We start from the raw sequence: 9,654 nt of genomic DNA on the forward strand, positions 1-9,654 counted from the left end.
CGCCCCGGCGGACCCGGCCTCCCCGGGCGCCGCCGGTGCGGCCGCGCCCCCGACCGCCGGCCTGCTCGCCGAGTACCGCTTCGACCGGACGGGCACGGCCACCACGGTGCCGAACGCCGTCACCGGCGGCGTGGGCGACGCGACCGTCGTCGGCGCCGCCCCCGAGCGCTGGACCGGGTCGTCCCTGGTCCTCACCGGCGGGGCGAAGACCGGCTCGGGCACGTGGGTCCGCCTGCCGGACGGCGTGCTCGCCGGCGAGACCTCGGCCACCGTGACGATCGAGACGAAGCTCGACGCCTCGATGAAGACCAGCTGGAACTTCCTGTGGAACATCGGCAGCGACTCCACCACGCAGTACTTCTTCGCCTCCGTGCGCGACAACCCCCGGACCTCGATCACAGCCACGGGCGGCGGCGGCGAGGTCAACGCGCGCTCCGGCAGCCCCCTGGACCCCGACCGCTGGTACAGCCTCACGTCGGTCCTCGACGGCGACGCCGACCGCCTGGTCTTCTACGTCGACGGCCGGCAGGTCGCCTCGACGCCCACCACGCTGACCCCGGCGGACATCACCGACCAGACGCTCAACGCCATCGGCCGCGCGCCCTACCCGGACCCGCTCTACCGCGGCGAGGTGGCCACCTTCCGCGTCTATGACCGCGCGCTGGCCGCCGACGAGGTCGAGGCCGTGTCCGACGCGGACGCCGCGCTCCACGCCGCGAGCTTCGAGCAGGCCGCGCAGGACATCGTCGGCACCGTCCGGCCGCTCACCCTCGACGACTCCGTCACCACGCTGCCGACCTACGGCGGCGCCGTGACCTGGTCCTCGACCGACCCTGCCCTCACCGTCTCCGACGACGGCCTCACCGTCGCCGCGACGCAGCCCGCCGCGGGCGCCGAGCCGCTCGCCGCCAGCCTCACCGCGACGGCGACCGTGCGCGGCACCACCGCCTCGCGCGCCGTCGACGTCGTCGTCCGCCCGACGGTCGGGCCGGACGAGGCGTTCGGCTACGCGATGGTCCACTTCGTCGAGGACTCCGCCGGGTACGCCGAGAAGATCTACCTCGACGTGTCCCGCGGCGACAACCCCGAGCAGTGGGACCCGCTCAACGGCGGGCAGCCGGTCCTGGCGTCCGACCTCGGCACCACCGGGGTGCGGGACCCGTACCTCACCTACAACCCGGAGACGGGGACCTACTACATCATCGCGACGGACCTCCGGGTCTTCGGCGGCGACCGGGGCACCGGTGGGTGCACGGAGTGGTGCTGGTGGAGCTCGCAGGGCAGCACGAAGCTCAACGTGTGGGAGTCGACGGACCTCGTCACGTGGAGCGACCTGCGCCAGTTCGACGTCGCCACGCCCCCGGCCGGCGGCCAGGCCCCGGAGCTCGGCATGGCGTGGGCGCCCGAGGCGACCTGGGTGCCCGGTTACCACCCCGACGGCAGCGGCGCCTTCGTCGTCTACTGGTCCTCGAACCTCTACGGCGACCCCCAGCACATCGGCGGCTCGTACTCCCGGGTGATGTGGGGGGCGACGACCGACTTCACGCAGGAGACCTGGGACTTCGGCGGCGTCCTCATCGACGAGGGCGGCAACACGATCGACACGACGGTCGTCCAGCACGAGGGCACCACGTACCGGGTGACCAAGGACAACTCCTCCGGCAGGGGCCTGTACTACGAGTCGACCACGGCCGAGCGCTGGTGGGAGTCAGGCACGACGTGGACGCTCATCCAGGAGCGCATCGGGGCCGAGTACGCCGGCGGCAACCCGGGCGGCGTCGAGGGCCCGGCCATCTTCAAGGCGCACGGCGAGGACCGCTGGTACCTGTACGCCGACGTCATCCCGACCGTCGGCTACCGCCCGCTGGTGACGACCGACCTGGACGCCGGGTGGGAGCTGCTCAGCAGCCCCGACTTCTCCATGGCGCCCAGCACCAAGCACGGCGGGATCGTGGGCCTGACCCGGCGGCAGTACGACGCCATCCGGGACGCCGACGCCACGGGTGCCGTCACCGAGGACCTGGGCAGCGTCGAGGTGCCGTCGGGCGCCGACGCCGACGCCGTCACCGCGGCCCTGCCGAAGACGGCCGAGGTCACCCTCGCCTACGGCCGCGGCACCGCCACCCAGCCCGTCGACTGGGACGTCTCCGGCGTCGACACCGCCACGGCCGGCTCGTACGAGGTGACGGGGACGGTGCGCACCATCGGCGACGGCCTCAACCAGTGGGTCGGCGAGGGCGGCTCGACCGCCTACGACGCCCCCGGCCGGCGGCTGTACAGCTCGACCGCGGTCACCGTCACCGCCCGGGTCGTCGTGGGCGCCGCCGCCGGCGTCCCGGTGCAGGTCGCCGTCGACACCCGGTGCGTGGCCGGGAAGGTCGTCCTCACCGTGCGGACCACCAACAGCCACGGCGCGCCCGTCACCGCGGTCGTCGGCACCCCGTTCGGCTCGCGCACCCTCGGGTCCCTCGCCGCCGGGGCTACCCGCACCACTGCCGTGACGACCCGCCTGGCCTCCGTGCCGGCCGGCACGGTCGACGTGGCCGTCACCGCCGGCGCGGACAACGGCAAGGGCTCGGCCGATTACGCGGCCGCCGCCTGCGGCTGACCGGACCGCACCGCAGCACCCGCTCGACCGGAGCGCCCCGCCGAGGAACGTCCCGGCGGGGCGCTCCGCTGTCTGCGCCGGCCGGGCGCCCACCGTCACGACCCGTGCAGCACACGACTCGGCCCGGGAGGGGCTTCGCGCAGCTGGGCGGGGGTGTTGTGTGCTCGAGCGGCTCTGGTGCAGGCAGGGACACAGCCTCGACGGCCCCGGACCGTCGGACCCAGCGGCACTGGACCCGCCACGCGGCCAGCACCCCGACTCTCGTCGCTGGCACCGAGCGCCCGCGAGCGAACCCGAGATCACCGGCTCCCGTCACTCCCGCGGGGCGCCCACCCGCGAGCGAACCCGAGATCACCGGCTCCCGTCACAGCCTCGACGCACTGAACCGCGAGAGAGCCCGTAATCACCGCCACCGGTCACTCCCCCGGGGCCCACCCGCGAGGGAGCCCGAGATCACCGGCGCCTGCGCCTGTCACGCCTTCGAGGCACCGAACCGCGAGCGGGCCCGAGATCACCGGCGCCCGTCACTTCCCAGGCGCGCCCACCCGCGCGAAGTCGCTGGTCCCGGCGCGCATCCGAGAGCCCCAGGTCCCCTCGCAGCACCACCAGACCCCCTCCACACGCAGGACGGGCGCGCCCCCCGCCTCTCGGCAGGGTGCGCGCCCGTCATGGTCCTCAGGCCCCGGCCCCGTGACCGACCTCGCGGTCGGGCACAGGACCGGCCCCCGGTCAGGTCACCGGCACGACACCGCCTCGAACGCGACGTCCGCCGAGCTCGAGACGAGCTGCCCGGCGACGGTGGCCTCCGCCTCGACGCCCACCTGGCCGGCGGCGATCGAGGGCAGCCGCGTCGTCAGCGTCTGGGTGACGCTGCGGCCCGGGGCCACCGAGGGCGAGCGGACGCCGTACGGCGAGGTGATCTCGACCGACACCGGGACAGTCTCGCCGTTGGTCAGGGTGACGGTCTGGACGACCTTCCCCGCGACGCAGCGGGCGCCGACGACGGTGGTGACGTCGAGCTCCTCGACCGGGGCGGCCGTGACGGTCACCGTGACCCGGACGGTGCGGTTCTCCGGGGCGACCTCCTCGTCGGGCTGCATGTCGAGGACGGGCAGCCCGTCGGCGGCGAAGTGGACGCGACGGACGAACGTGTCGCGGCCGGACAGCCCCAGGTTGTCGGTGCGGGCGTGGAAGACGTAGAGCAGGTTGTCGTCCTCGTCGTAGGACCACATGCCGTGGCCGGTGCCCAGCTGCCACTCGCCGTCGTAGATCCCGGACTTCTGGACCGGGTGGTCGAGCGGCGTCCAGGCGGCCGGGTCGGTGAGGTCGGTACCGGTCTGCGCGGTGAGCAGGCCGGTCGTGTACGTGTCACCGACGAGGGAGCCGGAGTAGAGCATGTAGAGCACGCCGTCGCGGACGTGGACGTTCGGTCCCTCGGCGATGGTGTTGTCCCACGCGAACAGCGGGGCGTAGACCCGCACCGGGGGCGAGGTGAGGCGCGTCGGGTCCGACGGGTCCATCCTGGCCACGAAGATCGCGCCGAGCTGCTGCCACGCGTAGTACGACTGGTCGCCGTCGACGACGTAGGTCATGTCGAGCGAGATGTTCTGCACCGGGTTGAGGATCGACCCGTCCTGCCGCAGGACCGGCTCGGCCTTGGTCCAGTTCGCCGCGACCGCGGGGTCCAGGTCGGCCCCCGACGCGTCCTTCTTCAGCTGGATGATGCTGGCCCGACCCGTGAAGGCGTCGGGACGGCCGTTGGCCGCGTCGTAGCAGGGCATGAACAGGATCGACAGCGTGCCCTCGATGACGTGGAGCTCGGGCGCCCAGAAGCAGCCGGTCATCTCGCGGCCCGCGGCGTCGGTGTCACCCGCGCGCAGCAGGTCGACCTCGACGTTGCGGCCGTCGCGCAGCGCCTCGTCGGACAGGTCCTCGATGCGGTCCGCGACCCGGAAGGGCATGTGCGGACCGTTGGCGGGGTCGACGGGGTTGAGGTTCAGGTCCTCGGTGGCGATGAGGTAGAACTTCGTCTGCCCGTTCCACTCGTGGCGGAAGATCGACGGGTCGGCCCGCTCGTCCGCGAACGGCGTGACGTACGCCGGGGCCTTGACCTGGCCGGTCACCTCGTAGGTGCCGGGCGTCGTGGTGTCGACAGCGGCGAGGGAGTCCTCGTCCCAGGCGACGGCGCGCGAGGCGGTGGAGCCGTCGTCGTAGCCGAGCTCGACGCGGGCGGGCAGGTCCTCGACGGACAGCTGCCCGCCCTGCTCGACCGTCACGTCCTCGAAGGCCTCGACGCTGGTGTTGACGGTGCGGCCGAAGCGGACCTCGAGCGCGCGGGCGACCTCGGTGGTGACGGGCAGGCTGTTGCCGGTGGCGTAGCTGGGGACGCCCTCGCCGGGCGCGCCGGCGGTCGCCGCGACGGTGCCGCGACGGACGGGACCCCGGGTGTCCGGGTCGGTGAGGTCGGCGAAGCTCGTGTACAACGCCGCGCCGGCGTCGGAGGTCCAGGACACGACGTAGCGCTGCGCCGCGGTGTCGAAGACGACCGCGGGCTGGTTGACGCCGCTGGTGACGCCGAGGTCCACGAGCCCGACCTCGTCGTAGGTGCGCAGGTCGGTGCTGCGGGCCAGGAGCATGCTCGAGGCCTGCACGGCGTCGCGGCCGCCGTCGCGCACGGTGCGGGTGGCGACGACGCCGAACGTGCCGTCGGCCAGGTAGAAGGCGTGCGGGTCGCGCAGGCTGCGGATGATGCCGCTGGAGGTGCCCGCGACCGGCGGGGTCACCGAGGTCTGGGCGAACCAGATCCCGTAGCCCTCGTTGAGCGGGCTCCAGGCGCCGTCCTCGCGCAGCGCCAGGTGCATGCTCAGCGCGACGTCGGCGTTGTTGGCCTCGGTGGCCGTGGTGGGGGTGCGCGAGTAGGCGAGCACGTCGGTGCTGGCGCCGGCAGGCAGGACGCGGACGACGAAGGTCCGCACGGTGCTGGCACCGGTGACCTGGTCGGTGACCCGCAGGGCGACCTGGGCCTCGGTGGCGGTCGTCGCGGACGTGACGAGGGCGCCGTCGACGAGCTCGGCCCCGGTGACGCTCTCCACGGCGACGGTCGTGCCCTCGGGTGCGCCGGGCAGCGCCGTCCCCGACGACACCACGGGCGGGACGACGAGCCGCTCGGCCAGGCGCTGCACGCGCTGCTCGGAGGTCTCGGTGGACGCCTCGACCGTCACGGTGATGGTCCGGGTGGCGGTGATGCCCCGGACGGACACCGTGGCCGTGAGCTGCACCTGCACGGACGGTTGGCCGGCCAGCGGCGCGGTGACGGCGCCGTCCGGGGCGACGACGGCGGGGTCGCTCGAGGTCCACGTCACGCGGCCACCCGCGGTGGGCAGGTCGATGTCCCCGCTCGTGGTGCGGTCGGTCAGGGCGAGGCCCGCGAGCACCGCGTCGGCGCGGGCGCGCAGCTCGGCGGCGTTGATCTGCACGTCGGACGCCGACACGTCGGCGACCTCCTGCGCGCTCAGCGCCCGGTCGTAGACCCGGAACGCGGAGACGGCGCCCTGGAACAGCGGGTCCGGCCAGGGCGCGCGCCCGATGGTGTTGAGGGACTGGTCGACGACGTCGGCCGGGGTGCGGTCGACGGGTCCCTGCGCGACGCGCGCCCCGTCGAGGTACAGCGCGGCGGTGCCGGCGGCCCCGTCGACGACGGCGGTGACGTTGACCCACTGGTCGGCCGTGACGCCGCACCCGGAGGCCTGCACGAGGCGCTCGACGCCGGCGGACTTGACGCCGACCAGGGGCGCGCGGCCGGAGCCGCAATTGAGCGAGGTGAAGAAGTACTGGGTGTCCGGGGACTCGTTGCCGACGTTCCACAGGAAGTGGAACCCGTTGAGCATGGCGGCGGAGGCCTTGACCTCCGCGGTCACGGTCGCCGACCGCTCCCCCGCCAGCAGGTCGTCGGGCAGCTCGACCCAGTTGCCGGTCGACGTCTTGGCGCCGCCGCGGAGCCGGAGCGAGGTGCCGGTCCAGTCGGCGGCCTGGACGTTGCGGACGGTGGCCGCACCCAGGGCGGAGCCCGGCGCGGTGTTGGGCACGGTGGCGCCCGCGGTCTCGTCGAACAGGTACTCCGCGACGAGACCCTCGCCGGGGGGTGCGGCCTGCGCCGCGGTGGTGGTGACGGTGCCGAGGACCAGGGCGCCGACCGCGGCGAGCGCGATCGTGGCCCGGCGGGCCCGAGAGGGTGGTGTCATACCGGTTACTCCATTGCGTTTACTGAGCATCGACGGTCGGTGGCGGTGCTGGTGGGCGTCAGGACGGATCGGGTCTTGTCAGGGCAGGCCGAGGCAGGTCAGGACGAGCGGAGGGCGGACGGCCCGGGGTTCCGGGCCGCCCGCCGGGTGTCAGCCGCAGCTGCGGGCGGCGTAGGCGGCCGTCGCGCTCCCGCCGTCGGCGGTCACGCGGACCTCGCCGGCGGGGACGGAGGCCAGCCGCGTGCTGAGGGCGACCGACACCGTGCGATCCGCCGCGACGCTGACCGTCCGGGTCCCGTAGGCGGAGAGGACCTCGGCCGCCAGCGCCTCGTCGGCGTCGTGCGCGACCCGCACGGTCTGGACGACCCGCCCCGCGACGCACCGCGTCTCGGCGGTCGCGGTGACCTCGGGCTCGACCGGCGTGCCGTAGGCCCGCTGGAGCGCCCGCCACTCGGCGCGCGTCACCGGCAGGACCGTGCCGTGGCGGAACCGCGACGGGAACGAGTACTGGTCGGCCGACAGCATGGTCCACTCGCCGCTCGCCAGGTCGGTCGTGGTGAACGGCACGTAGCCGCGCCCGCCGTACTCGTCGACGAACAGGTACCAGCGCTCCTCGGTGTTGGACTTGAAGACCGTCGGGCCCTCGCCCTGGTTGATCGAGCCGGCGCCGATGGCCTCCTTGACGATGTCGAAGTCGTCGGCGGTGGGGCCGGAGCCGACCTCCTGGAAGACGTACTTGCCGCCGGGGACGGTGGCCGAGCGGTTCGACTCGTTCTTGGAGAACCGGTACACGTCGCCCTCGTGCTCGATCATCGTCGTGTCGATGACGGAGTAGCCGTAGTCGATGAGGGTCTCGGACTCGCTGAAGGTCCGGAAGTCCCGCGTCGTGGCGTACAGCATCGTGTTGTACGCGCTGCCCGTGTGGTCGGGGTCGTCCTCGGCGTAGATCTTGGACGCCCAGAACACGACGTACTCGCCGCGCTCGTCGTCGTAGAAGATCTCCGGCGCCCAGGCGTTGCCGGCGGTCTCGGGCGCGACGGTGGCGGTCCAGCTCTCGGACCAGGTGACGAGGTCGGTGGACTCCCACACGACGATGTCGCGGCTGCCGCGGCGCTGGACCTCGTCCCAGCTGCCGCTGGACTGGTTCCACATCCGCAGGTCGGTGGCGATCTGGTAGAACCTGTCGCCCTCCGGGGACCGGACGATGTAGGGGTCGCGCAGGCCCATCTCGCCGCTGGTCGACACCATGACCGGCTCGCCGTCGTTGAGGTTGGTGTAGCGCAGCGGGTCGTCGCCCTGGCTGAGGGAGAAGTACACCTGCTCGCCCTGCTGCAGGCCCTCGCCGAGGAAGTGCGAGAACAGGTAGCCCTCGTACGGCGCCGGGGCGGGCAGCGGCAGGACGTCCGCCTCGAAGGTGCGGGTCGCCGTGGCGGCACCGACCGCCACCGTGGCGGTGAGGGTGACGGCGGCCGCCGCAGCACCGAGCGCGGGGCGGGTGACCTCGCCGGTGGCGGTGAGGACGGCGGCGTCCGAGGTCGCCCAGGTGACGGTCGAGCCGTCCGGGCCCTCGGTGGGCAGGTACAGGTTGCTGCGCACGTCGTCGACGTCGTGCACGACGAGCGCGGCAGCCGCCGCGGTCGCGCGATCCTGGTCGCCGGCGACCGGGAGCACGGTGACGGTGAAGGTCCGCTGCACGCTGGCCTGCCGCTGGCTGACGGTGGCGGTGAGCGTCGCCGTGGCGGGCTGCGCCCCCGCGGCGGGCCGGGTGACGGCGCCGGCGGCGGAGACGACGCCCGGGTCGGAGCTGGTCCAGGTGACGGACGACCCTCCCCCGGTGCTGGCGGGCAGGGTCAGGTCGGCAGTGACCGCGGACGTGTCGCCTAGCGTCAGCGCGGCGGCGTCCGCCTCGACGGCGGGCTGCGCGGTGGCGGCGGCCACGTCGGCGACCTGGGCCGCGGTGAGGGCCCGGTCGTAGAGCCGGAAGTCGCGGACGGCACCCTTGAGGTACGGGTCGGCGGAGTAGACCGAGCGGCCGATGTAGTTGGCCCGGGTGGTGCCGCCGCCGATGCTGCCGGGGGTGGTGGTGACGGCGGTGTTCCGCGCCACCTCGACGCCGTCCTCGTAGAGGACGCCGGTGGTGCCGGTCTGCGTGTACGTCACGTGCTTCCACACGTCGCGCTGCAGGTTGCGGCTGACCTGGGTGTTCTGCTCGGTCGACCAGTTGCCGCTGGCGACCGCCGTCCGCAGCGGGTTGCCCTCGGCGAACAGGTAGCCGTCGCCCACGCCGGCGCTGCTGGTGTTTCCGATGCCGTAGACGAAGTACGCGCTGCCGACGCTGCGGTCGATGCGCACGTCGAAGGCGACGGTCACCGACGCGAGCCCCCGCAGCAGGTCGTCGGGCATGTCGACGTGGTCGTCCACGCCGTCGAGCACCAGGCCGCCCGCGCCGGTCACGGCCCCGCCGAGGATGCGGCCGTCGCGGTCGTTGCCGGACAGGTCCTCCGCGACGGTGCCGCGGTCACCGGTCAGGGCGTAGTGCAGCACCAGGCCGTCGGTGGGCGGCGCGGCGGCGGACGCGGCGCCGGGCACCGCCGACGCCACCCCCAGCCCCAGCGCGGTGGCCAGGAGCAGCGCTGCTCCTCGTCGAGCTCTCATGCGGGGTGTCCTCTCGTCGTCCGCCCGTGCGGCCGGTGCTGGTGGGTCGGTCCGTGCAGGTCTGTGCTGGTCTGGGCTGGTCTGTCCGGCGCCGCCGGGGTCGGGCGCGCGAGGCCCGGGCGGGGGCCGGCGGGCGGTCGTCGCCCGCCG

The 9,654-nt window shown here is 73.9% G+C and carries 3 protein-coding genes; 1 reads left to right on the forward strand and 2 read right to left on the reverse strand.

Annotated elements, in window-relative coordinates:
- The coding region (locus WCS02_RS13435) for a LamG-like jellyroll fold domain-containing protein (protein ID WP_340294063.1) at window positions 1-2,608 on the forward strand (2,608 nt) is incomplete at its 5' end.
- A 734-nt stretch (window positions 2,609-3,342) separates the two neighbouring features.
- On the opposite strand, the gene WCS02_RS13440 is transcribed toward WCS02_RS13435, so the two are convergent.
- Window positions 3,343-6,849: a family 43 glycosylhydrolase gene (locus tag WCS02_RS13440; protein WP_340294065.1), complete on the reverse strand. Its 3,507-nt coding sequence runs from the start codon at window positions 6,847-6,849 to the stop codon at window positions 3,343-3,345.
- A gap of 150 nt (window positions 6,850-6,999) precedes the next feature.
- Window positions 7,000-9,504 carry an immunoglobulin-like domain-containing protein gene (locus tag WCS02_RS13445; protein WP_340294067.1) on the reverse strand — a complete coding sequence of 835 codons (2,505 nt, stop codon included), beginning with the start codon at window positions 9,502-9,504 and terminating at the stop codon, window positions 7,000-7,002.
- Between the last annotated feature and the right edge of the window lie 150 nt (window positions 9,505-9,654).

The sequence above is a fragment of the Aquipuribacter hungaricus genome (assembly GCF_037860755.1).
Lineage (GTDB): Bacteria > Actinomycetota > Actinomycetes > Actinomycetales > JBBAYJ01 > Aquipuribacter > Aquipuribacter hungaricus.